The 24,933-nt window shown below is 60.4% G+C and carries 22 protein-coding genes; 5 read left to right on the forward strand and 17 right to left on the reverse strand.

Annotated features, from left to right (window positions below; all coding sequences use genetic code 11):
- Positions 1 to 26: 26 nt before the first annotated feature.
- On the forward strand, positions 27 to 827 hold the full coding sequence (locus AC1MH0_RS19825; protein ID WP_480965889.1) for a hypothetical protein: 801 nt from the start codon (positions 27 to 29) through the stop codon (positions 825 to 827).
- Positions 828 to 842: 15 nt separating this feature from the next.
- On the forward strand, positions 843 to 1,469 hold the full coding sequence (locus AC1MH0_RS19830) for a hypothetical protein (RefSeq protein ID WP_480965890.1): 627 nt from the start codon (positions 843 to 845) through the stop codon (positions 1,467 to 1,469).
- 332 nt (positions 1,470 to 1,801) lie between these two features.
- Here the strand turns inward: AC1MH0_RS19830 and AC1MH0_RS19835 are convergent, their stop codons facing one another.
- The 12 genes from AC1MH0_RS19835 to AC1MH0_RS19890 all read right to left on the reverse strand — a co-directional run bounded on the left by AC1MH0_RS19835 (position 1,802) and on the right by AC1MH0_RS19890 (position 10,601).
- Complete coding sequence (locus AC1MH0_RS19835) at positions 1,802 to 3,211, reverse strand: hypothetical protein (protein WP_480965891.1); 1,410 nt, start codon at positions 3,209 to 3,211, stop codon at positions 1,802 to 1,804.
- A 29-nt stretch (positions 3,212 to 3,240) separates the two neighbouring features.
- Positions 3,241 to 3,741, reverse strand: a complete 501-nt coding sequence (locus AC1MH0_RS19840) for a hypothetical protein (RefSeq protein WP_480965892.1) — start codon at positions 3,739 to 3,741, stop codon at positions 3,241 to 3,243.
- Positions 3,742 to 3,817: 76 nt separating this feature from the next.
- Entirely contained in the window at positions 3,818 to 4,117 is a 300-nt protein-coding gene (locus AC1MH0_RS19845) for a hypothetical protein (protein WP_480965893.1), read from the reverse strand.
- Between the two features lie 19 nt (positions 4,118 to 4,136).
- Positions 4,137 to 4,433 carry a hypothetical protein gene (locus tag AC1MH0_RS19850; protein ID WP_480965894.1) on the reverse strand — a complete coding sequence of 99 codons (297 nt, stop codon included), beginning with the start codon at positions 4,431 to 4,433 and terminating at the stop codon, positions 4,137 to 4,139.
- Positions 4,434 to 4,446: 13 nt separating this feature from the next.
- The gene (locus tag AC1MH0_RS19855) at positions 4,447 to 5,091 is read right to left on the reverse strand and encodes a hypothetical protein (protein ID WP_480965895.1); all 645 of its coding nucleotides are present in this window, start codon (positions 5,089 to 5,091) and stop codon (positions 4,447 to 4,449) included.
- 230 nt (positions 5,092 to 5,321) lie between these two features.
- On the reverse strand, positions 5,322 to 5,927 hold the full coding sequence (locus AC1MH0_RS19860) for a DUF7007 domain-containing protein (protein WP_480965896.1): 606 nt from the start codon (positions 5,925 to 5,927) through the stop codon (positions 5,322 to 5,324).
- Between the two features lie 51 nt (positions 5,928 to 5,978).
- The gene (locus tag AC1MH0_RS19865; RefSeq protein ID WP_480965897.1) at positions 5,979 to 6,182 is read right to left on the reverse strand and encodes a hypothetical protein; all 204 of its coding nucleotides are present in this window, start codon (positions 6,180 to 6,182) and stop codon (positions 5,979 to 5,981) included.
- Between the two features lie 36 nt (positions 6,183 to 6,218).
- Positions 6,219 to 6,512, reverse strand: a complete 294-nt coding sequence (locus AC1MH0_RS19870) for a thermonuclease family protein (protein WP_480965898.1) — start codon at positions 6,510 to 6,512, stop codon at positions 6,219 to 6,221.
- A complete protein-coding gene (locus AC1MH0_RS19875; protein ID WP_480965899.1) occupies positions 6,503 to 6,694 on the reverse strand; it encodes a hypothetical protein in 192 nt (63 codons plus the stop codon). The genes AC1MH0_RS19870 and AC1MH0_RS19875 overlap by 10 nt, the downstream gene beginning before the upstream one ends.
- An 11-nt stretch (positions 6,695 to 6,705) precedes the next feature.
- Entirely contained in the window at positions 6,706 to 7,344 is a 639-nt protein-coding gene (locus AC1MH0_RS19880; protein ID WP_480965900.1) for a DUF6927 domain-containing protein, read from the reverse strand.
- Between the two features lie 15 nt (positions 7,345 to 7,359).
- Positions 7,360 to 8,268: an ArdC family protein gene (locus AC1MH0_RS19885; RefSeq protein ID WP_480965901.1), complete on the reverse strand. Its 909-nt coding sequence runs from the start codon at positions 8,266 to 8,268 to the stop codon at positions 7,360 to 7,362.
- A gap of 95 nt (positions 8,269 to 8,363) precedes the next feature.
- A complete protein-coding gene (locus tag AC1MH0_RS19890) occupies positions 8,364 to 10,601 on the reverse strand; it encodes a ParB/RepB/Spo0J family partition protein (protein ID WP_480965902.1) in 2,238 nt (745 codons plus the stop codon).
- A gap of 193 nt (positions 10,602 to 10,794) precedes the next feature.
- Between AC1MH0_RS19890 and AC1MH0_RS19895 the strand changes: the two genes are divergently transcribed.
- Positions 10,795 to 11,292: a Ros/MucR family transcriptional regulator gene (locus AC1MH0_RS19895; protein WP_480965903.1), complete on the forward strand. Its 498-nt coding sequence runs from the start codon at positions 10,795 to 10,797 to the stop codon at positions 11,290 to 11,292.
- Between the two features lie 684 nt (positions 11,293 to 11,976).
- Here AC1MH0_RS19895 and AC1MH0_RS19900 read toward each other — a convergent pair.
- The 3 genes from AC1MH0_RS19900 to AC1MH0_RS19910 all read right to left on the reverse strand — a co-directional run bounded on the left by AC1MH0_RS19900 (position 11,977) and on the right by AC1MH0_RS19910 (position 17,087).
- Positions 11,977 to 13,341, reverse strand: coding sequence for a GGDEF domain-containing protein (locus tag AC1MH0_RS19900; protein ID WP_480965904.1), 1,365 nt, complete (start codon positions 13,339 to 13,341; stop codon positions 11,977 to 11,979).
- Between the two features lie 313 nt (positions 13,342 to 13,654).
- Positions 13,655 to 16,234, reverse strand: coding sequence for an HWE histidine kinase domain-containing protein (locus AC1MH0_RS19905; RefSeq protein WP_480965905.1), 2,580 nt, complete (start codon positions 16,232 to 16,234; stop codon positions 13,655 to 13,657).
- Positions 16,235 to 16,247: 13 nt separating this feature from the next.
- The gene (locus AC1MH0_RS19910) at positions 16,248 to 17,087 is read right to left on the reverse strand and encodes a helix-turn-helix domain-containing protein (protein WP_480965906.1); all 840 of its coding nucleotides are present in this window, start codon (positions 17,085 to 17,087) and stop codon (positions 16,248 to 16,250) included.
- A gap of 464 nt (positions 17,088 to 17,551) precedes the next feature.
- Here AC1MH0_RS19910 and AC1MH0_RS19915 point away from each other — a divergent pair, with 464 nt between their 5' ends.
- The gene (locus tag AC1MH0_RS19915) at positions 17,552 to 18,982 is read left to right on the forward strand and encodes an IS1182 family transposase (protein WP_480965907.1); all 1,431 of its coding nucleotides are present in this window, start codon (positions 17,552 to 17,554) and stop codon (positions 18,980 to 18,982) included.
- Between the two features lie 222 nt (positions 18,983 to 19,204).
- On the opposite strand, the gene AC1MH0_RS19920 is transcribed toward AC1MH0_RS19915, so the two are convergent.
- Positions 19,205 to 21,922 (reverse strand): S8 family peptidase, encoded by a 2,718-nt coding sequence (locus AC1MH0_RS19920; protein WP_480965908.1) that lies wholly within the window; start codon positions 21,920 to 21,922, stop codon positions 19,205 to 19,207.
- 362 nt (positions 21,923 to 22,284) lie between these two features.
- Positions 22,285 to 23,685 (reverse strand): EAL domain-containing protein, encoded by a 1,401-nt coding sequence (locus AC1MH0_RS19925; protein WP_480965909.1) that lies wholly within the window; start codon positions 23,683 to 23,685, stop codon positions 22,285 to 22,287.
- A gap of 151 nt (positions 23,686 to 23,836) precedes the next feature.
- Between AC1MH0_RS19925 and AC1MH0_RS19930 the strand changes: the two genes are divergently transcribed.
- Positions 23,837 to 24,643: a GGDEF domain-containing protein gene (locus AC1MH0_RS19930; protein WP_480966124.1), complete on the forward strand. Its 807-nt coding sequence runs from the start codon at positions 23,837 to 23,839 to the stop codon at positions 24,641 to 24,643.
- The last annotated feature ends 290 nt before the right edge of the window (positions 24,644 to 24,933 follow it).

The raw sequence follows: 24,933 nt of genomic DNA on the forward strand, positions 1-24,933 counted from the left end.
CAAGATGATCTGCTAATCAGAGGCCTATGCCAGACCATCCCGACCTGTCGCCGCTTTCAAACCCGCCCTCGCTAGAAGGACTGGCCGAGGAGGAGCGCATCGATGCTATGATCGATTGGTTCAATGAGAACTTCGAAGATCCTGCTCAGGAGACGCCTTACAACGGCCGGGAGGGCGGCTACCTCTATATTCACGGCGGGCCGTATGAGGCGCAGAATTACATAATCGACGCCTTTCCCGATGCCGCGGAAGAGGAACACGTCGAGGCAATCGACCGGATTGATGCAGAGGGGCCAAACTACGCCCCGGCCGGTCATCGCGTGCTGGCACCGGACGAGGATTACGAAGACGTGGAGCCGTCTGATCCACGCCCGCCGCTGGGTTATCGGCTCGATCAGCTATCGTTGCAGATCGGCACCATCGGCAAGCATGTCGAAGAGATCATCGCCATCCAGCGCCGTGAAGAAACGGGCGAGGCAGGCATTGGCCATAACCAACCGCCAGAGCCGATCGAGGGTGAGCCCGATCTAAACGACGTGTTGGAGAGCATTCGCGAATTGCGCGTCGAATTGGCCAAACCCGACCGCGAGAACAGTGCGGACGTTGCAGTGATCGAGAAGGCGCAGGGGCGGTTTGCTGGCTTAAGGGCTTGGATTGACGCGTTAAAGGCAAAGGCCGCCTCGTCAATGATCGAAGGCGCGGCAAAAGCCGCTGGCACGCTACTATTCGGCTACGCTGTCGAGCATCATGCTGAGATATATACAGCGGTTACAGGCGCGATAACGACGATGGGCGATTGGCTGCACCTCCTCGCGCCGATGTTCTAAGTAGGATAACAGGTGGTGAACATGGACGGATGGAAGCCACACGTCGATCAGCCCGCGAACCCGTTGTTCACGAACGGCGCTAACAGCCACATGAATGCGTGCGTTGGCGACAATGGCGGACCTTATGACTTATTTCAGTATGGGCGCGGCTTCTTCGCAGGCGGACATGGGATAGTGAAGACTGCGCAGGAGCACGTCGCGCCAGTCGATCTGCTCGTATACCCTGCGGCGTTCAGCTACCGTCATGGCATCGAGTTGTTTCTGAAGCACCTCGTGCAGACGTTGAACGGCATCCTAGAAACAGGTGAGACGTTCAGAAAGAACCATTCCATGATCCAGCTATGGCGCGAAGTGGCCCGACTGAACGAGGCAGTTGAGCGCGATTTAATGGAAAACGAAGCGGTGGATAGGGCAGGCGAACTAATAGGACATTTCGACAGCTTCGATCCTCGCGGCCAGGTGTTCCGCTATCCCGAGGATATCAATGAGAACCGCCACCTTGCAGAACACAAGCTGATCAATGTCGAAGTGCTGCGCGACTACATGATGGAGTTGCAAGATATACTTGAGCGGTTTGTCTATCAGGCCGAGGGCCATCGTGGTTGGCAGCTTGAGCAGCGTGCCGAGTATGGGCGAGACTGACGCTACCAATCAACGCGGGTACACGCAGCGGGGTATCCGCTTCGTTGAGGCACCTCGCGATGAACCATATAGCATCGTAGATGTGTTCGAAGACCTGTATGGCAACCGATGAGAACTGATCGAACCTATCGCCGGCCAACAGTAATTCCCGATTGAGCATGCTTTTCGAGAAAGGCAGCAGCGCGACACGGGGGCATCTATCAAACCTACCTCCCGGAAAGCGGTCGGATTGCTTCTCTCCAAGTGTCGCCGTTCGTTGTCCGCTCGCTCCTAGCGTACGCAAAATTCACTTTCGTGTTGTGACCCAAGTTTGAGAAGCGGGTCCCGCGGCGTCAGCCGCAGGCGTTCATCAGGCGGGTGGCGCCGCCAAAGGCGCGCAGGGCCGCTGCCATTTCGCGGCGGATGTTCGTCTTGTTAGAGACGGTAATCTCCGTCGCGAGACGTTCGCCGGTGGAGGTGGCGTAGCCTTCGGCGAGCGTGCCGCCTTCGGCCTCGATCCGGATCAGGTGGCCACGCCGCGGTGCTGGACCGACATGGCGGGCGGTGAACTCACCGAGCTTGCCGTTTAGACCCTTTATGGCCTTGCCCCAACGGATGTGGCCGGCGCCCAGATTGTCCGTGCCGTCGTAGCCTCGGTCGAGCCAGCAGCGCAGGTGCGCACGCTGTTGCAGGAGCGAGTTTTGCGATCGCTCCATGTTCGCACACAGCGGCAATGCGCTTGCGAAGGCGTCGACGATGCGAAGGTAGTCGCCCTGTACCGCTATCAGGACGTCATTGAAATCGTGTCCCCTTAGGATGGCGCGAAGGGCATCGCCGTGGCTAGGATCCGCGATGATTTCGTCGGCGCGGGAAGCCGCGATCGGCACCTTCGTCTCAATCGGGCAGCCATTCACGACGAAGCCGTCATGGCGGTCGATCGTGACGATCTTCATGGCCTCGGTGCCGGGTCGGGCGCGGATCTCATCAACGAGGTTCAGACTCGAGACTCGCATCAACCCCGGCGTCACCTCTTCGATCGTTGCGTCAGAGACAATCAGCAGACGCCTAGACCACCGCGTTGGGCGGGCATGATCGTTCGGCTTGGGCCAGCTGCTCGGCGCCGGTCGTGCCCTCGGCGGTAGCGGCGCTACTGGACGTTGATTATCCCGGCGAATGGCGGCGAGGTTGCTGCGGCGCGCGGCGTCAAACAGGTCGGCCTGGTCACCGCCACCATCGGCAAAACCACGGTTATAGGCCTCGCGCTTTGCGTCCTGCCGGCGCGAGCCATCGGCGCAAAAGCGATGCTCCCAACCGGCATCGGCCGCGGTCCACCCGCTCGAGTAGGCAACGGCAAGATCCCAGTCATAGCCGTATCGATCCCGACCACGCAGGATCGCAATCTCGCTATCGACAATAGTCCCTTTCTGGGCGCGTGATTCCATGAAGGCGAAGTTCCGTCTCTGCCGGTCGGCCTCCGTCCTGGCAGCGATAGCGTCGTTCAATGGCTTCATCGCCGCGATACGTTCGCGTCCCCGCGCCATCAGGTCCTCCAGTGGTGCCGTGTGTGGCAAGTCCGGATACGATCGCCAGATCAGGGCCAGCTCCGTTGCCTGGTCGATCGACCGTCCACGCGTCAGCCAGCAACGCATATCGGTTGAATCAAAATAGTCCGGCTCTACGGCCTCGGCATCACGCGGTGACCGGACAAGGGGGAACGCTCCCGCCGGGACGATCCCGGCGGGCCGCGATTGCAGCATTAGCATTGGCTCAATCCTTCAGGGGTTGGGCGGGATTACGCTGCGGTCAGACGTTGGCGCGCGGCCTCCGCCTGTTGCGGAAAGGCCGCTGCGAGGTGGCCGTAAAGGATACCGAAGTCGGCGATCGGGAACGTCCCGGCGGCGTTCGGCCGCGTCGTCAGGAGCGCACCGATCACCAGCTCGACGTGGTCCAGGCGTTCGATCGTTGGGACCGGACCAGCATAGATGACCGGGGGCGTAAATCCGGCCTCGAGCCATGACCCCAGACCTTCCTCTACCGCCTCGGCATACGCCTGAACGGCTTCGTCTTCCTCGTCCTCGATGTGGAGGGCAAGCGTCCGATAGACGCCAAAGTCATGCCGGTTCGTGTGCGGTCCAAGCTTGCAGCCAGCGGGCGGCATACCGTGACGCGCGATGATCGCCAGCTTGTAGGCGACGACCTCGAACGTGTTCACGGCTTCGAAGTCCGGCGTCTGGCCGAGTTGGGCGCAGTCCTCGTTGGCCGGTGCGCCACCAATATCGATAATGTAGGACATGGGGTATCTCCATCGATCCATCTGGATCGACCTAAACCCCATCCCCCTTCTCTTTAACCGCCGCGAAGCGTGGTGCTCAGGATCGATAAAGGAACCGCTGCGCCGGTCCGTCGACAGATCCGAGCGTCTTGAGGCGGTCGGTCTCAAGCGTAGCACCGAGCGTTTCCGGCAGGTCGGCATAGCGGGCGGCAATCTCGATCGCCGCTGCTGCGGTCGGTAGCTCGTCGGGCTCAGTACCCTGCCATTCGACCATGTCTTCCTCGCCTTTCATGGTCGGGTGAGGACGCAGGACCTGCACGAAGAACGTCGCCAAGGGACGATCCCAACCGATTGCCACGGTGGTGCCGGCGTTGCCGGTGAAAGTATGACGGCTCATCAATTGATCCCCCAATTGGTCAGGAAGCGAGCGTGATCCACGCAAGCTGCCACGGGCGCGGATGCGGCGTAAAGCGGAGTACGCCAGGGACCTGTTCGGCATCACCAGCCAGCCGCTCGACCAGCCAGTCGATATAAAGGATGGCATCGGCCATATCCCCTTCGAGCAGATCGTCGAGCATCGCTGACTGGCGTGCGTGATCCTCGGTGAGCATCGACCAGTCGAGGGCATCAAGGAAACGCTCCCGTCGCTCCATGAAGTGCGCAATGCGTGTGGCGTCAGCTCGTGCAACCGCGAGCGCGTCTTGGATGTGCATGGGCATCACTCCTTCAGGCGGCGATCAGGACCGGGGCGACAGGCGCGACCGGTCGGACGGCGATCGACAGATCGCGGCGCAAGCGATCAGCGAAGCGGTCCGGCTTCAGCAGATCGGCCATCGGCGCGTAGTGGTTGGGCGGGCTCGTGCTATCGCAGACAGCCCGGTACGCTACCTCGCGACCCTCGTGACGTGCGCCGATCCTGACAGTGACTGCAAACTCGCCGGCCGCCAGCAGGACATGGCCTGATTGATCGCGTTCGCCCTGAAGCGACACTACCTCGAATGTCCCCGGTGCCAGGCCAATGCAGACGGCCAGAGCGTTCATCGCCTCGGTCGCTTCGATATGAAAACGCTCCTTGGCGCCGGCATCATATTCCACGCCGCGGATTGCGAGCGCCAGCAGTGTCGGGAACCGCTTCATGTCTGCGAGGCGACGCGTGCAGGCGTGGCGAAGTACGTCGCGGGGCGCACGATTGGTCGACACGGTTGCCATGTGACGCGCCAGCAGCACGACAGCGGGGTCGCTGTTGGGATCAACGCCGGCATTGCGGCAGTCGTCGACCGCTTTTCCCATCGCGTGCAGTGTCGCGACGACGGTGGTGAGGGCGCTCGGGTCCAGCGCTTGTTGGTGGCGGAAAGGCACATCGTAAATCATCGACGCATGCTCCGAATGAGGACCGTGCGCTCTTTCGACGCACACTCTTCACCCCCCTCTCTTCTCCCGCGACACCCGGTTTGCGCTCGTATCGTCAGCCCCTCAGGGCTGGGCGCTTGGGCACGTCTTGGGAAAGATGTTGCCAGATTTTGGCAACATCTTTCCGGCCTTTAGTCGGCCCCCTCCCCCTCCGTTGCCCAGAGGGGATAGGGCGACGACGCTCTCGATCGTCACGGCATCAGTTCGACCTCAAGTGCGGCGAAGGTGTTGACCGGGCGGGAGCTGTCGTAGCGCGCCGCATCACACAGGCCTTTGAAGTCCGGTCCTTCATACTGTGCGAAGCCCAGGTGATCGCAGCCGGTGATGCGCTGCCCGGTGACGCCGACCTTGCCCTTGGGGACCCAGTCGGCCCAATCTCCGGACGCTGACCGTACCCCGATCTCTCCGATCGCGGCCTCGTAGAGCGCTACCTTCTTCAGGACGTAGCTATCGCTTGGGCTGATAACCTCGCCAGTGAATGCACCGTATTGGATCGGCCGCCAGTGACGTGCCGTTTGATGGGCAAGGTTGCGTTCGATGTCGAACAGCGGGTCTTTCAAGGCTGCGAACTCGGTCTCGAACCCGATGACTACCAGCGACCAGTTGACGTCTTCCTCGTAGTAGATGCCGTCAAGGCGCAGGGCTTCCGGCATCGCAGCCTGACGCTCATTCGACAGGACGAAGCCACCATGCGAGGGGGTGGTAACTAACCAGATGCCTGGCAGGCGTTGGATCGCGGTATCGGGAGTGTCCCAGAGCGTATGCACGGGCGCGGAGGTCAAAGTGAAAGCGGGCATGATCTTCTCCTTGATCGATGCCCTTCCCCTCCCCCTTCTCTCCCACGCGATTTAGCGCTCGCGGCTGCTTTTGCCCCGGGCCTTGCATGAGAGGCGTTCGCCGCGACGCCATTTTGCCGGGTCGATGAAGTAGCCGGCATGCGCGCCGGCATGTCTGGCCTCGGCGTTTTCATAAGCGGCGAGATAACGCTGGGCACGCTCAGGGTCGCTCTTCAGGTAGCTGGTCGCCGGCACGGCAAGCCCGGCTGCGATCATGCTCTCACCAAGGTCCTGGCCCCCAATCTCGACCGTTCATATCGGACGACCGTAGCTTTGCTTGCCCGTCAGGCGGATTGTGCTGCTTCCCGATTTCAGGAGTTTCGACGCATAGTCCTGTGCCGCCTTGCCGCACGGCCAGCAACCATCCGTATTTCGACACAATTGCCTCTTCTCGAAGGCATCGGCCCCAAGAATCCGGACGTCGAACGATACGGTGTCACCGTCGATCGCGCGTCCGTCGGCGCGGATCAGCGCTGGGTCTTCGGCTTGGGAGGCGGCTCCTCCGCAGGCGGCAAGGGCAAGAGCGAGGACAATGGTCATGCGCATGCGCGGGTGTCCTCGATCAGTCCGGCGGTCGTCTCGACGATCAGCCACGGCTGCAATGGCTCGCCCGTATCGACGATGTCGGTGTGGACCCCGTCAAGGCGCATCCATGCGGCGACCCTGACGGCGTTGGGCCTGCTGCACAGCACACGGCGCAGCGGCGAGAGGGGAGTGTCGGCAGACATGGGGCTATCCATCATGCAGGTGTCGCATACGCGGTAGGGGCCGCGAAGACGGTGCGGTGAACTTTGGTTTCTGGAACGACAGACCAGGCCAGGTCGCGGAAATGCGAGATGCGGTAGTGGCCGTGCCCCTTGTCGCTCCGGAAGGTGATCTTTTCGCCGCGTTTTACGACGATGAACTCGGTGCCGGTATGGCCGTCGCTGAACGAAACCGGGCGGGAAAGTTTTATCCGCATCCCGTTATCGATTTTGCGGGCGTGCAGCCTTAGCCGAACGAGGCAACGGCGCCGCCAATCCAGCGCGCTTTCTTTGCTGGTTGGCGACAGGAGACGCAGGATCCGGGCCGGGCATCCGGCCTCGCAGGGTCCCATCGATTCCTCCTGGTCCTTGTACGCAAATACGTATCCGTCTCTGGCCTTGGGGTTCCAGCGGACCAGACACACCAGTGCGATGACGTAGAGCGGCTCGTCGTCTGAAATGATCTCAGCTGCTGCGTACCAGACGCGGTTTCCGACGAACGCGCTGTCGATAACGCGCATGCCGCGCGTGCCGTCACCATCCAGCGCACGACTGTAGGTGAACTGGTCGTCGAGATAGGCCTTGGGGTTCGGGTGGCCGGCCATGCCGGCCCTGGTCATCGAGAGCCAACCCATGTCGTATTCTCCGGTTCATGCGGCGAGCCGCGTTTCTGCTGCAGCCTCGGTCGAGAAGGCGCGAAGGTAGGAGAAGGCCTGTTCAGCCTTGGTCGCGGCGAGGAAGATCGCGGTCTTGTCGGCGCGCAACACCCCCAACCAGTTGGCAAGGTAGGAGGCATGGCTGTCGTGCAGCTCGGTCGGAAGGCCAAGATCGCCGCAGATCATGGCCGAGCCAAGCTCAGCGACCAATTCTTCGACACAATATGCGTTGTCGCCGAAGCGCTTCCCCAAGGTGCGATCGAGCCGGGAGGCATGGCCCGCCCAATGGACGGTCTCGTGCGCCCGAACCGATGCGTATGCGTCTACCGACTTGAAGCTGCCGGTGTGCGGCATCTGGATATAGTCGAAGGTCGGGTGGAAGAATGCCCGGTCACCGCCGTGACGGACCTTGGCCGGAATACCGGCAAAGAAGGCGTCGATGCGATCCTGCCGTTCTGAGATCAGCAAAGGGGTCGGTGCGACCTCGCGCGGGTAGTAATACTCCGGCAGGCCAACGATTTCGTCGGCGTTGAAGACGACATAGGAACGCAGAAAACGGATCATCTGGTCGGCGGTCGCACCGAGGAGATTGGGCATTCCCGCCTTGCGGAAGGTCGATGCATAGACCGAGAACGATGGTCTCGCATCACGGTTGATCTCGCCGCCCAGTTCGCGGGCCTGACGGGCGGTCATCCAGTAGCGGCTGCGATAGCCATAGGTGTCGGCGGTCGTCCAAAGCCACAGAGCATTTATTCCGGTGTACGGAACGCCCTCATGGCGCAGTGGCCTGCCACCTTCGCCGGTAACTGACCAGGAGCGCTGCCACGGCAGGGTCCCGGCCTCGAGCCTTGCGATGATGGCGGCGGTGATGTCGGCCGCAATGTCGCGGGTTGTAGCGGTCATGACGCTGTCCTCGTTAGCGGTGAGGAAAAGGCTCTGCCGGCGCCGCGAGGTCGCGGGCCGGCAGTGAGGCTGCTCAGAATTGAATTGTCGTGCTGCTATTCGGCCGCGACGATCTCGTTCACATCGTCATCGTTCTGGTGAGCGAGTTCGGTCTGGGCGCTGCCGCTCGTCTCGACATCGTCTGGGCCGTCACCGACCAGAGCGGCAAGACCATCCTCGCCGGTGTCGTCGCTGTCCGCCTCGATCAAGTCCGCGAGATCGCCCTGCACGCCTTCGTCTTCGCTCTCACGCGCGACGACAGTGTCGCTGAAGCGCATCGCGGTCGGCACCCATTTAAGGGCAGCTTCCTTGACGTCGGTCTCGACGATCGCTTCGCCAGCGAACAGCTTCTGGCAGGATGCCGAGATCTCGGTCTTCTTCTCGCTGGCATGGCGGCTCGACAGCGCTGGGCCTCCGACCTCGTGAAGGAGCGAGATCAACGACCCCTTGGAAACGCGGTCGAAGAAGTTCTCCGACGTCGGGCGCCACCAGCTGGCGACATCGACTTCGAGGATGCTCGCCATGCGGCCGTGGAGCGGGTTCTGGCGGTTGGAACCGTAGGACTCCTTGGCCTCCAGCGACGTCGCTACGATGTAGGCCAGCCATGCGCTCTTCACCTCGTCGCCGAGCGCGCGGAATGCCTCGAACCGCATGACCTTATTGTCGGACTCGCCCCACGATTCATCAAGCCCGTCCCGTACCTCGGCGAGGTAGTTGCGCGCGCGCGATCCCGGCATGTTGATCGACAGGATCGGATCCTGCGGCGCATGGGCGCTGATCGTCGTGCCGTCGTTCGACGAGGTGCCGCGCCGTGCATCCACCATGGCGAACAGCATATAGTCCAGCGCCAGGCCGGGACTGGCGATCAACGACGCCGCCAACACATCGCGACGCTGCATCGCGAGTTGGTCGCTCAGGACCTGGCTGAGTGCCTTGCCGCCCGGCGCCGCGTTATCGGGGTCGACCTCCTTGGGACCGCCTGCCGTCACCGGCGTCACAGCGCCTTCCTCGATGCGGAAGGTCGGCTCCGCCCGGACCCGTTCCGAGACCTCGCCCTCGCCGTCGGCAACCCCGTCGTCCGTCTCGTCGGTCTCCCCGTTATCACCTTCGACCGGTTCCGGCTCGACCACTGTCACGCGGATCGGCGTTTCGCTGTAATAGGTCTCATCCAAGACCATCGTACCGGTCTGCGACAGCGTCAGAAACGCACCGACACGGGACACGAGTTCAGCGGGGAGTACCGAGGGACGACGTTGCAGCGCTTCGAGTTCCTCGCCAAGCGCATCATGCTCTGCGTCGCAAGCGGTGAACGCCTCTTCGGTGAGCTGGTCGTTCTCCATCTCCTGCTGCAGTTCGCCCATGCGCTGCTCGATCTCGTCTACGTGCTGTGCCTCGGCCGGCGACATCGGCTGGACCGGCAGGGCGATGCGATGGAGGCTGCGGGCCGCATCCCAAGTGCTGTGGCTGGCGACAGGCCGGATCCAGGCAAGACCGCGTTCCTCGCCGATACGCTTCGCTTCCGCTTCCATCATCGCGGCCGCGAGGGTCTGTGCAATCTCGGGGTTGGTCCAGCGCTCGCCGGCGTTGCTGAACAGGTCGCGGTCGACGACGCCCCCTGCGGCCTCGTAGGATTCGACGCCGACCAGGAGCGCGATCGGATCGTTAGCCCGCATCGTGTCGTTGGCGATGACGCGGCGGATTGCATCTGCATTGTAGTGAACCATCGAGCTATACGTCTGCCAGACGCGCAACTGACGCTCGTGACTGCCGGTCGAGGCGTAGGCCTTGGCCATGTCGAGGGTCAGCTCGCCGTTCGCGAGAGCAGAGAAGATCGGCTCGGCAAGATCGGCCAGGCGGAGCCGACCGTCGATGAAACGGCGGGTAACGCCAAAGCGCTTGGCCACAGCGTCGATATCGGTGCTGCCGTTCAGGAAATGCTGGAAGGCGCGGCATTCCTCGGCCGGGCTGAGCTTCATGTGATGGAAGCTGACCGCGAGCGAGGTTTCGGTCAGTTCGGCATCGTCACCCTTCAGGACACGCACCGGCACGTCATACTCGTCGGGATTGATGACGCCCCGAGCTACCAGCATGTTGAGCGCACGCCAGCGCCGGCCGCCATCGAACACCTCGAACGTCCCGCGTGGCCGCGAGACCGGCGTAACGAGCAGGTTCTGGAGTACGCCGCGGGCTTCGAGATCGGCTGCGAACGGCTCGATCTGCAGCGATTCATCGGGCGCGGTGCGGACGTTGCTGGCGGAGAGGCGGAGCTTCGAGAGTTTCACGGACTGGATCATGGGAAATCACCCTTCGTTTCTGAGCATCCGATTTGTTCGGACACCATTTCCCTTCCCCCTTCCCTCTCCTTGCCGCCTTGGAATACCTCGGCACAATTTAATGATATTGTTCGATTAAGTATTGTCAGAGATACCGTTCGTACTATCTAGCGACGATCCCAAAACAGCTTTCTATCTATATACGGAAAATATGATGACTGATGATACCAACTCGATCGAACTCGCAACCGAGTTGACCATTGCCTGGCTGGCTAATCCAAATACGCGGACAACTGCTGACGATGTCCCTGCATTTCTGCAGTCGATGCATGCGGCTGTCTCGAAGCTCGGCGGTGAGCAGAGCGTCGATGCTCCGGAAGCGCCGGCTCAGGAGTACACGCCTGCTGTGACGGCACGAAAGTCGCTTGCCAGCAAGGAGCACATCATCAGCATGATCGATGGCAAGCCTTACAAGACCTTGCGTCGTCATCTGGCCACCAACGGTATGACCCCGGCTGAGTATCGTGAACGGTATAATCTCAAGGCGGATTATCCGATGGTTGCGGAAGCCTACAGCGAGAGCCGTCGGGCCATGGCCAAGAAGATCGGCCTCGGCCGTAAGCCTGGCCAGACCGTTCAGAAGGCTGAAGAGCCTGCACCTGCCAAGCCGCGTCGCGGCGCGAAGCCCGCAGCAACCGCAGACGCTGAATAGTCAGTCGTGAGGATTGGCGCTTGGTCGAATGCCAGGCGCCAACGCCTAGCTTTATGAGCGGTGCTCATAAGGCAAAACAACAAAAGGCCGCCCCTTCCGGGGCGGCCTTTCCATTGTCAGCCACTGCTGGCTTGATCCTTAGAGCTGGACAGCCCCGCCAGCGGGGGTCGCACTCATCAGGTTTGCCACGAGCGGCGTGTAACAATGAGACATTCGACCACCTCCTTCCAGTTGTTGAACAGTGAAACGGATATGGGCGAGCCTATCGAAGGTTCAAGGATTACAATCATATTTCGATAAACCGATCTTTCCATTTTGCATCCCGATCCACGATACAGCGTCGAAGCGAGTTATCTTCGATGATGGTACGGCCGGCCCCGTATTTTCGTCGCTACCATTTTGGAGCCGGTACATTGAACGGACCTAGATATATGATCAGCGTCGGCAGGCCGGCTCGGGTGACGCAAAACACCTGTTTGTCGCACAGTGACGTTTCGGACCGGGTTTTCCGATCAATTGATTACCGAACGGCCATTGTGGAGAGGAAAGCGGCTCGGCGACTTTCGGGCGTGCAATTGCGCCAGCAGCCTTTCATTCCGACGCCTTGGTTCAGCAGCCGTCTTCCGAATATTGTTAACGCTCAATTCGCGAGAGGCACGGTAGCAGTCGGTTCGAAACCGCCCGCTAAACTGCGGCCTTGTTGATCCGGTTTCGGCCGGCGTTCTTCGCGGCGTACAGCGCCAAATCGGCACGTCCGTGCAACTGTGCGTAATCTTCGCCGGGCAGGGAAGATGCGATGCCCATGCTTATGCTGGCGAGCATGGTGGCATTGTAATCCACCACGAACGGTGCTGCGCGCAACCCGGCCTGGAAACGTTCGGCGACCTCTATCGCGGCATCCATGTCGCTATGCGGCAACAGGACAGCGAACTCGTCGCCGCCGAGGCGACCGATCACGTCCAAGGGTCGCGTATTAGCCTTCAGGATGTCAGATATGTGTTGAAGGGCCCGATCGCCGACCTGGTGCCCCCAGCGGTCGTTGATCGTTTTGAAATAGTCGATGTCGATCGTGATCAAGCTATCCGACCTTCCTTGCGCGCTTGGCAGCGAGGTTCCTGCAGCACCTTCGAAACCTGCGCGATTACGAACACCGGTAAGTGGATCGGTCATGGCCTGATTGGTCATCTCGCGATCATGTGCATCGAGGCGTTCAGCTAGCCGCGCACGAGCAGTCACCTCGGCAGCAACCGGCAAGCACGTTAGCAATAGAACGACCAAAAACGCCTGTAGGAGATGCGCCTGATCCGACGGGATCGGCGATAGTCTCACCACGGGCCCGTCGCCATGCATCGTAGCGATCGACCCGACGATGGCGATCAGCATGACGGCGGCTTTGGTGCCGATGCTACCGATGCGGAAGGTAATCAACATCAGCGGTGGGAACAGCAGGAAGAGCATCGGCTGTTTGGCAAGGAAGAAGACGAAATAGCTGACAGCGCCCGTCAGCCCGAGGATAGCCACCCCCTCAAACCGCTGTAACCAGGATCTGCTGACAACGCAGGCGACGAAATCACCCCGGAAGACGGCAAAGAAGAAGGGAGTGAATACCAGCAGTCCAAGCGCATCGCTGGCCCACCAGTCGACAAACGATTGCGCGAGAGGCTCGCCGAAAAACCGGTTCGCCGTGGTTGCCCCAAGGACACCGCTAGCGGCGGGTGCGACAAGACCGGCGACCACAAGGAAGCGCAGCAGCGATCCTATTGAGTGCAAGATGCTGTCCTGACATCGGTCGCCACGCACGAGCGCAGCCACCAGCGCAATTTCGAACGTGTTTGACACGCCATACAGCACAGGTCCGATAAATGATCCCCGCGTGACCAGATTAGCCGCGATGTTGCCGACAAAGCCTGCGCTCAACACCGTTTTCCAGTGTGGCCGCTCGTCAGCGAGCAAGAGAGCGACGAGAATGGCGTTGGCCGGCCAGAGCGCCGCGATGTCACGACCGTTGCTTGTAAGGTAGATAGTCGAGGCCGCCGCCAAGAAATACATTGTAGCCGCGGTCAACCACGTTCTGCTGACGTCTCTTGCCGAACTAGGATTTCGCATCCGGGCATCCTTCTCACTTCATAAGTGCGCCAAATATTTAAATATTCGTCAAGAGCAGCAATTATGAACTTCCGCAGGCCGCTTGGTGCCAATCTTAATAGGTAAGACGAATTGGAAGACGGTGGACATAAGAATATTCGCTTAGAGACTTGGTCAGGATTATCGACGCCACGCTAATTACCCAAGACGATCTTAACGGGGCGATTGTGGCGGTGTGCATGGTCTTCGCGATGTTCGAGCGCTGCGGACGTGCCCATTAAGTTCTAACGCCGACTCCCTGAAAAACCTTTTCGACCGCTCGAGCGAGATGATCGCGTTCGTACGGCTTTTGGATCACGACCTCTTCACTACTGCGCCGTTCGAGAGCAAGATCCTCGCCATAACCCGAGGCAAAAATGAACGGAGTGCCAATGGTCTTCAACTTGGACGCAAGATCGAAGCTTGTGCCCCGCCCGACATTGATGTCGAGCATCGCGAATTGAAAGTTCTGCTGGGCTAAGAGCTGGTCGGCTTCGGCGAGGGTGGACGCGAGCGCAACCTGCGCGGCGCCAAGCAGGCGCAGCATATCCTCGGCTTCGAGGGCAATGAGCATGTTGTCCTCGACGAGCAAGACATTGGCTCCGATCAACGGCTGATCGGCTGGTTCCCGAATACCTGTTGAGGCATCGCTTCCCCGAACACGAACCTCTGGCTGTACCAATTCGGGCGCAATAAACACGTGGTGCTCGGGGATGAAAAACTCGGCCACTAAGCCTTCGAGCAGAAACTGCAGCTTCGCCGTTCCCTGAAGATCGAACGGGATTGTCCGTTCGAGGATGACAGACCCAAAACCACGTCGGCTCGGCGCGACTACGGCCGGTCCGCCGATTTCCCTCCAGCGGATATACACGCCTTCGCCAGCCACCGCTTCTGTCGTCACCTCTACGCGGCCGGTGGACGATAGAGCACCATGCTTGCAGGAATTGGTAACGAGTTCGTGGACTACTAACGCCATCGTCGCGATGGCCTGCGGCTGCAGCTGTACGTTCAGACCAATCGAGATGAAGCGGCCTTGCGCCCCCGCATGCGCAGCGATCTCGTCGTCGAAAAGCCCAGCCAAGGGCGCCGGCCCCCAGTTCTGCCGCGTCACCCGGTCATGTGCGCGGGCCAGTGCCTGCACCCGTCCGCTCAACGAGTCGACATAGGTAGCGACGTCGTTGACTGCCTGCCCCGTCTTAGTAATGAGGCTGCGGATGAGGGCGAGGATGTTCCGCACACGGTGGTTCAGCTCGGCGATCAGCAATTCCTGCCGCTCCGATGCCCGCCTGCGTTCGTCGCCCGCGCCATCGGAGTAGCGCAGGATGACCTCGATCAACGCCTGTCTGACCGCCTCGCCGATACGCTGCTCGCGATCGGAAAAAGGCGGGGCCTTACCGCGTATCAGTTCAGCGAATGCCGCAAAGCTCTTGCGCGGCGAGATGCGCGGGCCGTCTGCGCCTTGCTCGACCACTTTGGCCGGATCACCGCCCCAGCGGATCTCGTCCAGCCGTTGGCGACGAAACAGCATGATGTAGTCACGCGGGACGCGTGAGATGGGGATCGACATCATGCCGGCGGCCGTATTCGCGTTTGCTTCACATGCAGCATGCACGGCACCAAGGTGATCAGTGACAAACACCCGGCTTGGCGAGGCCGCATTCAGATGGTGGGCGAGCGCAACCACTTGATCCTCAGGCGGTGTCGCGCCGTGTAGGAATGCCGTGCCACCGCGGTAGATAGCGACACCGTCGCAGTCTATCATGTCGCGGGTCACGTCCTGCAGCCACAGTGCATTTTCCATAAGTGACTCGTCGCCGGCGATGGAGGCGATCAGGCGATCGGAAAGCAAGCGTGCCTTCTGTTCGTCCTCGCCGCGGCCGTGCCGGAGACGGCTTTCGAGCATCATTGAATACATTACACCGAACAGTTCAGCAGCGGTGCGCATGACGAAGCTCGGCAGCCGCGGCCCTTTCGCGTGGCAGGCGATGAGCCCCCACAACCGCTGCTCGACAACGATAGAGATCGACAGTGACGCGCCAACGCCCATGTTGCGCAGGTATTCGATATGAACTGGCGACACCGCGCGACCAATCGAGAGCGAAAGGTCCAACAACGGTGTAACCGCGTCGGCCGGTGGTAACAGCGCAACCGTAGGAGCGGCAACGTCGGCAATGATGCGGAATGGATTGCGCAGGTACAGGGCGCGCGCCTGCTGCGGGATGTCTGCCGCGGGATAGTGCAGGCCCAGGAAGCTCTCCATGCCGGACCGCGTCGACTCGGCGATCACTTCACCGTTGCCATCAGGATCAAATTTGTAAATCATGATGCGATCGAAGCCGGTGATCGCCAGTGTCTGACGCGCCGCATCTTGATGAAACTTATCATGCGTCGGCGCCTTGGCGAGGCGCGCCGCCATGGCCCGTACCATCGAGGCGGCCTCCATCCGCTCGGCTCCTTGGGAGCGCTCGCCCTCGACAATCAGGAGATCGCCCTGAAAATGGATCGACAGGTCTACGGGGGGCAGGCCACGGACAAGATCGACGTTGAACAACCGCTCACCGCCCGTTGACGCCAAAATCGCCATGCGATTGCGAATATCGTGCAGCGCCGTGTCGCTGATCAGGGCATCGAAGCGAGCCCCGAGCATCTTCTCAGGCTTCGCCCTGAAGAAGTCCTTCACGTTCTCGGAGGCACGAACGATTGTCCAATCGTTCGCCATGGCAATCAGGAAGGCGAAGCTCTGGATCTGGTCGAGCCGGGTTATGGGCTCGCGATCGCAAGCGGTCAGATCAGGCGCGGTGTGTTGATAATCTGACATAGCCCCCGTCGGCTCAGCGCCGCTGTGATCGATAATTAAGCGGGGACGTTCCCACCATCTCTCGGAACACCCGGCGAAATTGCGGTGCTCCCTTGAAGCCGACTGCCAGCGCGATCGCTTCGACCGACAGGTTGCCGGTACGCAGCATCTCCGTAGCGCGCCTGATACGGCGGCCCTGGACGTAGGCATGGGGGTTTTCGCCCGTCGTTGCCTTGAACGCGCGTGAGAAATGAAAGCGGCTTAGACCCGCTAAGGCAGCCAGATCGGCGAGGCTGATCGATTCGTGGAGGTGCGCTTCCACGTACTCCGCTACCTGAGAAACCTGACGATCAGACAGCTGACCTTGCGGATCGGCGAGCACGCCGAAAATCTCGAGGGAAGCGAGGAGACAGATGCTTTCAGCATGGAGGTCATCGACCTCCGGCGCGCGCACCAGCGTCTGCAGTTTCCTAAGCGTGCCGTGTAGTTGCGCGTTGCGGGCGTATGCAAAAGGCTCCGGGCGGTGGCGCGCATAGCGATGTCCCAAGTCCTCCCGGACCGCCTCGGGATCGAAATACATGGCTATAAAGTTATTGGGGCGCACATCCGGGTGAGCCCAACCCTCGATCCCACAGCCCTTTGGCACAAACGTAATAGTGTCGCGCAGATCACGGTTTCGCAGGGTGGGAAGCCCGTCAATTCTCAACTCACCGTCGCGAAGCGCGATGTCATGCAACGCGAGATAGTGGCTCTCGCCCCGACTGCTGAATTCGTAAGGCTCGCTGCTCACGAACTCGACATACTCTGCCGAGAATCCACTCCAGTCCCGCGGTGCGCGCACTACAGGCTGGGGTGTCGACGTGGCGAAGGCCATATCAAGAGAAACGCGTGATGGCATATCCCTAGGTAGGACATATTTTGCTGTGAAAAACAAGTCTTGCTGTCGCCCTGCGTGATGTCTCGCAGGATAAGACGCCAGGTCGTCCCCCGAGCTTTCCAAGAGTTTGCAGGCGCCACAACCTCGCATGACCCGGCCGCTATTAAGCGCTTAATTCCCGCCGCTCCCTGTCGGAAAACACATGTTTGTTGTCACCGACGGTCGGAAGCAACGCCAAAGCCTCGTCGAACGGCAATCTGGCTCAGATCGAAGTGTCGGAAAACCCGCGGGGCACTATGTGACGTCGTCTCATGGTGTCGTTCTTCGCCGCTAGATGCACGTCTGCCTTGATCGGTTTCATCACTGAACCCGGCAAGCCGACATCCTCGCAAACGATGGCAGACCGTGCGAAAACTCGCTGGGTGATTCCACAAGGTTGCTGACGGGCGTATGCTGTAATCATGCCATATATCGAGGGTCATGCGCGCGACCAGGCGCTGCTGCTGCCGGCATCGGTAGAGGATTATGTGGCAGCGGATAGTCCGGTTCGGTTCATCGACGCGTTCGTTGATGACCTCGATCTGGGCGAGGCCGGTTTTCATCGGTCGCGGCCGAAGGCGACGGGGCGGCCAGGCTATGACCCGGGCGACATGCTCAAGCTGTACCTGTACGGCTATCTCAACCGGGTGCGGTCGAGCCGACGGCTGGAAGCCGAGGCGGCACGCAACCTCGAGCTGATCTGGCTGCTGCGTGGGCTTCGGCCAGACTACAAGACCATCGCTGACTTTCGCCGCGACAACCGGAGCGCCTTCAAGGCAGTGTTCCGCGCCTTCGTCGTCCTATGCCGCAAGCTCGACCTGTTCGGGCGCGAGCTGCTGGCGGTGGACGGCACGCGGCTGAAGGCGGTGAACAACCCGGGACGCAACTTCTCCCGTGACAAGCTGGCCAGGTATATTGCCGCGGCCGACGAGCGGCTTGAGGGGTATCTTGCCGAGATGGACGCCATCGACCGCGGCGAGGATGGCCATGGGCCTGGCCGCAGCGGGGCACTGGCCGCAAAGATCGCCAGGGTGCGCGAGCGGCGTCAGGCCCAGGAGGCGATGCTGCACGAGCTGAACGCCAGCGGCGAGAGCCAGATATCGCTAACCGACCCAGATGCGCGCGCGATGGTCACGGGTCGAAAGACCACGGTGGGCTACAACGCGCAGGTAGCGGTGGATGCGAAACACAAGCTGATCGTCGAGCAGCACGTTACCAACGCCGGCACCGACATGGGTCTGCTGGCACCCACTGCTGGGGCGGCGAAAGACGCGCTAGGCGTCGAGCAGATCGATGTGGTCGCCGACATGGGCTATTACAAAGGCGAGGACATCGAAGCATGCGAGGCGAATGGTATCACACCCTTCGTCGCCCGACCGAGACGGGGCAGCGCCATCGCCAATGGCCGTTTCTCTAAGGATCTCTTTCGCTACGATGCTGAGGGGGACGCGTACCACTGCCCAGGTGGCCGGACCCTCGACATCAGCTATCGCGCAGTGACGCGCGGCCACGCCAACATCCAATATTCCAACCCCGCCGCCTGTTCAGACTGCGCAATCAAGGTGAACTGTACCAGCAGTCGCTGGCGGCGCATCAACCGTTGGGAAAACGAGGCGGTGCTGGACCGCATGGCGGGGCGCTTGGTTGCGCGCCCTGATATTCTTGCCGTTCGCCGCGAGACGGTCGAACACCCGTTCGGCTCGATCAAGCAATGGATGAACCAGGGCGCATTCCTGATGCGCGGGCTGGAGAAGGTTCGCGCCGAGTTCAGTCTGACCGCGCTCGCATACAATCTAAGAAGAGCCATTACCCTCATCGGCGTGCCGGGGTTGATCAGGGCCGTACAGGGCTGATCAAGCTCGCCAAATCTGCTGCGCAGCGCTCAATGGCCTCCCCTTGAAGCCACCACAGCGCCACCACGGCAGTAACTCAAAAATATTTGCGCCCAGCTCCACCGTTTAACAAAAGACGTCCGTGCCCATGTGACGGCGAGTTCTCGCACGGTCTGGATGGAGTTTCGAGCATGGAATTTGTGACGACCGGCATCCATATTGCCAACCGATTTAAATCCTGGCCTATCGAAATGCGAGTTTGAACCCTCCGCCCGCAATGTAGGAGGTAGCGCCCACGGCTTGCGGGTCGCTGAGATGTGCGCGACCGAACAGGTTCAGAGACGCACTGCTCCCGAGCTCACGTCCGTATAGCATCTCAGCGACGTACTCGCGGTTCTGCGTAGCAAGCGAGAAGCTTTGCGTAACGGGGCCCAGCTCGCCAGTCTGACGGTCGATGACGCGCACCTGCGTCAGATCAATGCTGCCGCTTTCGACGTGCATCGGCTGCGAAACGGTGAACCGGATCCGATCGTGACGACCGGTAAACTTGTCCTTCGTGAGCGCCAGCTGGAACGAGGACGAAACAAGGCCGCTTCCGCCCACTGCAATGGACTGCTGTCGCGTGGAGCCTTGCCGGGTCCGACCGACTGTGCCCGAAGCAGCCAGGGACAGCGTCGAGGTCAGCATCGCCTCGGACGCGATGGTCAGGCCATCGGTGGTCGATCCTTGCGCAAGATCTGTAGGATCGGTCGATTGAACGCCGAGAAGGGCGCTATTCTCATGTAAGCCCGTGTAGGTGAGGCTGACGTTGAGGGCATCATTCGCGGCGTAAGATAGCGCGAACTGGGTCGCCTGCGCTCGGTAGGCGCCAACTCCGTTTAGCGCCATGCGGTCCGCTATGCCGAACTGGCGAGTATCGCGTCGCAGATCACGCTGCGACATGCCCGTCGAAATGGTCAAGTTCTCCGCGATCTTCGCGGTGAACTGACCGTATCCACCCCCGGATGCGAAACCGAGCAACGGGTTGGCGCCGCCCTGCATGGGGTCATAATCAGAAGCCAGGCCAAAGCTCGTCGATCCGCCGAGCATGACAGCACCATCGCCCTCGCCACCCATCATCGAGAATGCGCCATCGGGCGATCCGATGCGCAATGCCGATTGATAAGGCAAGCTGGACTGAACATAACCGGCCAAACGCGTCCGTGGTGAAACAGCCATCGACATATCGAGCCCGAACGAGTTGCGGACTGGCGCTGAGAAAGAGGCAATATTGCTGAACGCCTTGCCACTTTTGGTCGGGTTCGCCTTCATCCAGTCAAGCATTCGGCTGTATAGATACGACTGGAATTGCTCGTACGTGCCGCCCGCCGATAGGACCGTCTGTCCGACAAGCTTGGACGAAAGTGGGATCGCGAAATCCCGGAAGGTCGCGCCGATGTCTTCATAGGCGTAGAAGAACATCCCCTTCGCCTCCCACTTCAGCTGCTCGCCAGACGAGCGGATCTTCGTCGCCTGCTCCGCCTTGATCTTTCCGTTGTCGTCGTAGGAATACCATTTCAGATTGTTGAAATTGAGCGGCGACAAGGCTGCGGCAACGTCGAGTTCACCGACGCCGTAAACGGGATCGACGCCTGGAGCGCCCAAATCGCGTGCCGACTTCAGGATGATGTCGACGCTTTCCTTGGGGAAGTTCGATAGCCATGGCCAACGATCGTGCAGCAGCGCGACAGTGCCCGATACCAGGGGCGCCGCGAACGATGTGCCGGACATGCGGGTGACGCCACCTTGTCCGTCCGAGACGAGAATGAACTCCCCTGGAGCCACGATGAAGCGGTTCATCAGCTCACTGCCAGCCACGCATTTTCCAGCGGTCAACAGGCACGCGGTACCGGGACGATTAGAGAAGCTTGAAATCGTACCAGTCGGATCGACTGAGCCGACAACGATGAGATTGGGATTGGTGGTAAAATTCCAGTCGATGTTCTGGGTCTGCGTACTACCATCGTTGCCGGCTGCTGCGACAAACACCGCGTTCTTGGTCGCTGCAGCAACGGTCGCGTCCGAAAACACGTCGTTCCACCCCTGGTTGAGCGTCCAGCCGGGAACACCGAGCGACATGTTGATGATGCTCGCATTGTTCTGGGCAAGCATAAGTACGCCAGCCTTGATGTCGGCCCAGCCTGCGGTGCCGGTCGCGTCGAACGGATTATAGGCCACCACGGATGCCATGGGAGCAATTCCCATGACGCCCTTGCCATCATGCGCCGCGATCATGAGGCTCGCCACTGCGGCGCCGTGACCATTGCTGAATTGTGAAATACCATCGTACTTCGTGATGTTCTTGGTGCCGTCGCCCGTGACCGTGAAATCGAGCAGCCCGATGACGCTACGCTTGCCCTCGCCGATCGTCGCGCTAATCGCAGGCGACCAGTTGATCTCCTTCATCCAGTGATCGACATGGTCGGTACCGGCATAGTTCATCAGGCCGTCGTACCAGTCGATGAGGAACTGATCGCGCTGGACAGGCGACAGATTGGCCAATGTCGAAGGGTCGGCGAGATTGACGCCGTACCGCGCGAGCAGTGGGTTCACGAAGGCGTTCGAGAAACTCTGCCCCGTCTGTGCCTGTACGGACGCACCCCACGTGGACTGCGATTGGGCAATGACAGTGGTTAGTTGGGTCGCGAGCGAAGCATACGCTGCGTTATTGTCGGTATACGTGCCGAGCGGGCTCCAGAAGGTGCGGATGTTGCCCATCAACGGTCCAACGTCGCCCCAGAAGGTGCGGATGTTGCCCATCATCGGTGTCACGGTCGAACCGCTGGTGCCACCATTGTACGTTTGGAGGCCACCCCAGAACGCCGTCAGGTCGCCCTCGTAAGGATTTACATCACCCCAAAACGTGCGGATATTCCCGAAGAACGGTGATGCATCTCCCCAGAAAGTGCGGATGTTCCCCATGAACGTCCGAATGTTCCCCATATTCGGTTCGATCGTTCCGCTGAGCGCGCGGATGGGGCCGGGCGCTGGGGTCGGAGTAGCCGTCAGAACGGGAACGGTCGGGGCAGGACTGGGCGCTGGCGTGGGCACAGGTACAGGTACAGGCGCAGTTTGTGAAAACGCAGGTATGGCCGCGAAAACTACGGTCGCGATAGCCGTGCTCGCCCGTAGCGCGCGGGTTATTACCTTACGTGTCATGACGCATCCCTCTGTGTCGACAGTTGCCCCCGCCGACACAATTGGCTTGCCACGCTTACTGGTAACGAACCTCTCAAACAGATTGCTTAAATCTGCGTTAACGACGAATAAATCTAGGTATGGTTTTAAAAAGAACCGCTTGGCGGCGTCCCGAACTGAAATGGGGCGCAATGCTTAATCCCGGTGGCCGCCTCTTCCAGGAAATGGACCAGGGCTTCGACATCGATCGGTCGAGAGATAAGGTAGCCCTGGATCAGATCGCAGCCCATCACACGCAGCAACGCTAGGGCCATGGCGTCATCAACGCCCTCTGCTGTCACTTCCATATTCAGCGCATGTGCCAGATCGATGGACGATCGGACAAGGAGCGGGTCCTGATGACTCTGGGTCAGCCCGGAGATAAACATGCGATCGATCTTCAGCTCGTTCGCAGGCAATTGTTTCAGATACGCCAGCGAGGATAGGCCTGAGCCATAGTCGTCGATGGCAATCTTGATACCCTCAGCGGCAAAAGCGTTCAGGTTTGCAAGGGCTCCTTCCGGATCCGTGATGACCGCGGTCTCGGTGATTTCGAAACCGATCTTCCCGCGCGCGCGAGACGCCAGTCTCAGAGCCAAGGCCGCAAACGTTGGATCAGGCAGCAACACGCCCGATACATTGACATAGATAGTCAGGTCGTGGCCGGCCTTGGCTAGTCTTAGTTGATCCTCGACCGCGCGCTCGAGTACCCATTCGGACAAATCATAAATCATACCGGTGGATTCTGCGAGTTCGATGAGCCGATCGGTGGCAATCTGACCACGATCGGGGTGCCACCAGCGAAGCAGTGCCTCGGCGGAGTCGATCGTGTTAGTCTTTGATCGCAGCTTAGGCTGGTAATGAAGCCGTAGCTCGCCAGCGCGAATGGCCCGCGGCAGGTCACGCATCAGGGCAAGGTCATCGAAACTCTGGTCCACGGTGAGCGAGATATCGGCGTACCGTACGCGCTGATGGTGGGTTTGCGCCTCGGCGAGGGCCGCTGCCGCGTGGTCAATAAGCTCCTCCAGCAAAGCAGACGAACCTGCGTCTGCAAAGCCGATGGCGATCGGTAAGTCGATCGTGAACCCGTCAATCGTGATGCGCTTTTCCAGCATATCACTGAGTAGCTCCAGGCGGGCCAATGCTGTTTCGGAATCGGCTGCCGAAAACGCAAACTCGATTGTGGTCCTGCCAGTCCGGCCGACCTGGCAGGAGTCCAAGGCATCGATGATCCTGCGGCCGACTTGATGCAGTATCTGGTTGGAGAGGTCCAAACCGATTGAACGGCGCAACGTCGTAAAGCGCGCGATCTCTGCAATGCCGACAAACTGCATCGTGCCGGTTGGCGTCGCGGCCAACCTCCAGTGATCCCTCAGTGTATCGAACGTCCCGCGTATAGGCCGATCGCGCCCGAAGACCGTCCGTACCGGTGCCTGTTCCGCGTCCGCCAGTTCGCCCGGCGTCGAGAGCGCGTTCGAAGGCGCATGCTGTGCGGATGATGATGTCATCCAGCGTGGGTAAGGCGAGACGGATAATTGTTGGTAAAGGCTTGCGAATATCGTGATTACCGATCTGGTGACGGGCAGGGAACGGCCAAATTTAACATGGTGTTAGGTGATCGCTCCTACGAGCGAAGTCGAGCGAGGGGGCAGGTTGAACGTGATCGGGAGTGGGAAAGATACGGAGACGACGCCGCTTCACGCACAGGCCTTGGCTGGTTTGGCGACGGTCGCTGTCTCAGCGTTGGCAGTGAAATTCGAGTGGTGCAGCAAGCTTTGTATGCTCTTGATGCCGTATCATTCGCTCAAGGCTAGCGAGTATGTGCTAGTCGCGGTGATCGTTGGTTTGGGGGTGGTCGGCATATCTGCCATTCGCCAGCGACATCTGCTCCGGCAGTTGTCCGAAAAGAACGCTGAGCAACGTGCCACCCATGCCCTTGCAAGAACCGATTTCCTGACCGGCATTCCGAACAGATTGGCTCTGTCCGAGTATGTCGCCGACCTTGATGAAAAAGTCTTACGCGGTGTCGCCGCTCTCGTTCTCGATCTGGATGATTTCAAGGCGATCAACGATACCATGGGCCATGCGGCCGGAGACGAAGTCCTGAAGTGCGTTGCAAGCAGGCTCGTGGCCCTGGGCGACCGGTATCGCGACACCATCATCTTCAGGCTTGGCGGCGACGAGTTTCTGATAATGGTTCAGGGGTCTGGCATCGATCTAAAACTTTTCGAAAGCATCATCCGGGAAACCATATCGGTGCCCATGGTGCTGCCGTGCGGCTCGATCACCGTGAGCAGTTCGATCGGCGCCGCGCCCGCCGATATCGGCAATACACATTTTGCCAACATCATGGCCACGGCAGATCTCGCCATGTTTGGCGACAAGAGAACCGCGAAAAGCCGATCGAATACCTCCGCAATGGCCCGGTCGGCCACTCTGCTTGCAAATAGCTACGCTCAGTCCTGAGGGGGCCTCGCGCGACTGAAATATGGTTCAGTGGCCGGCGAGCCCAATTTCCGACGCCTCACGTCGCTGCATCTCACCTAGCGTCGCAAACACTGCCGCCTTGTTCAGATGGTCTCGTCGATCAGACGGCGTAAGCGCCCTGGATGCCCGTGCCAGCGCGGCAAGCGTCAAGCGTCAAGCATTCGTAATCGATCGGTGTTGTGGTCTCGGCCAAGATAGCTCCGTGCACACGTGATGGTCGTTATGTCGCGAATGGATAGTTACGACTGCGAACCGCGACGGACGCGACA

The sequence above is a fragment of the Sphingomonas sp. AP28 genome, assembly GCF_056680455.1.

Bases quoted from the DNA above. Each gene is read 5' to 3' on its own strand.
- AC1MH0_RS19835 (WP_480965891.1), bottom strand. From the start codon at position 3,211: ATGCTAATGCTGCAATCGCGGCCCGCCGGGATCGTCCCGGCGGGAGCG.
- AC1MH0_RS19900 (WP_480965904.1), bottom strand. From the start codon at position 13,341: ATGTATTTCTTGGCGGCGGCCTCGACTATCTACCTTACAAGCAACGGT.
- AC1MH0_RS19880 (WP_480965900.1), bottom strand. From the start codon at position 7,344: ATGGGTTGGCTCTCGATGACCAGGGCCGGCATGGCCGGCCACCCGAAC.
- AC1MH0_RS19895 (WP_480965903.1), top strand. From the start codon at position 10,795: ATGACTGATGATACCAACTCGATCGAACTCGCAACCGAGTTGACCATT.
- AC1MH0_RS19915 (WP_480965907.1), top strand. From the start codon at position 17,552: ATGCCATATATCGAGGGTCATGCGCGCGACCAGGCGCTGCTGCTGCCG.
- AC1MH0_RS19825 (WP_480965889.1), top strand. From the start codon at position 27: ATGCCAGACCATCCCGACCTGTCGCCGCTTTCAAACCCGCCCTCGCTA.
- AC1MH0_RS19870 (WP_480965898.1), bottom strand. From the start codon at position 6,512: ATGCGCATGACCATTGTCCTCGCTCTTGCCCTTGCCGCCTGCGGAGGA.
- AC1MH0_RS19875 (WP_480965899.1), bottom strand. From the start codon at position 6,694: ATGTCTGCCGACACTCCCCTCTCGCCGCTGCGCCGTGTGCTGTGCAGC.
- AC1MH0_RS19920 (WP_480965908.1), bottom strand. From the start codon at position 21,922: ATGGGGAACATCCGCACTTTCTGGGGAGATGCATCACCGTTCTTCGGG.
- AC1MH0_RS19885 (WP_480965901.1), bottom strand. From the start codon at position 8,268: ATGACCGCTACAACCCGCGACATTGCGGCCGACATCACCGCCGCCATC.
- AC1MH0_RS19865 (WP_480965897.1), bottom strand. From the start codon at position 6,182: ATGATCGCAGCCGGGCTTGCCGTGCCGGCGACCAGCTACCTGAAGAGC.
- AC1MH0_RS19905 (WP_480965905.1), bottom strand. From the start codon at position 16,234: ATGTCAGATTATCAACACACCGCGCCTGATCTGACCGCTTGCGATCGC.
- AC1MH0_RS19850 (WP_480965894.1), bottom strand. From the start codon at position 4,433: ATGCACATCCAAGACGCGCTCGCGGTTGCACGAGCTGACGCCACACGC.
- AC1MH0_RS19910 (WP_480965906.1), bottom strand. From the start codon at position 17,087: ATGGCCTTCGCCACGTCGACACCCCAGCCTGTAGTGCGCGCACCGCGG.
- AC1MH0_RS19890 (WP_480965902.1), bottom strand. From the start codon at position 10,601: ATGATCCAGTCCGTGAAACTCTCGAAGCTCCGCCTCTCCGCCAGCAAC.
- AC1MH0_RS19925 (WP_480965909.1), bottom strand. From the start codon at position 23,685: ATGACATCATCATCCGCACAGCATGCGCCTTCGAACGCGCTCTCGACG.
- AC1MH0_RS19845 (WP_480965893.1), bottom strand. From the start codon at position 4,117: ATGAGCCGTCATACTTTCACCGGCAACGCCGGCACCACCGTGGCAATC.
- AC1MH0_RS19860 (WP_480965896.1), bottom strand. From the start codon at position 5,927: ATGCCCGCTTTCACTTTGACCTCCGCGCCCGTGCATACGCTCTGGGAC.
- AC1MH0_RS19840 (WP_480965892.1), bottom strand. From the start codon at position 3,741: ATGTCCTACATTATCGATATTGGTGGCGCACCGGCCAACGAGGACTGC.
- AC1MH0_RS19855 (WP_480965895.1), bottom strand. From the start codon at position 5,091: ATGATTTACGATGTGCCTTTCCGCCACCAACAAGCGCTGGACCCGAGC.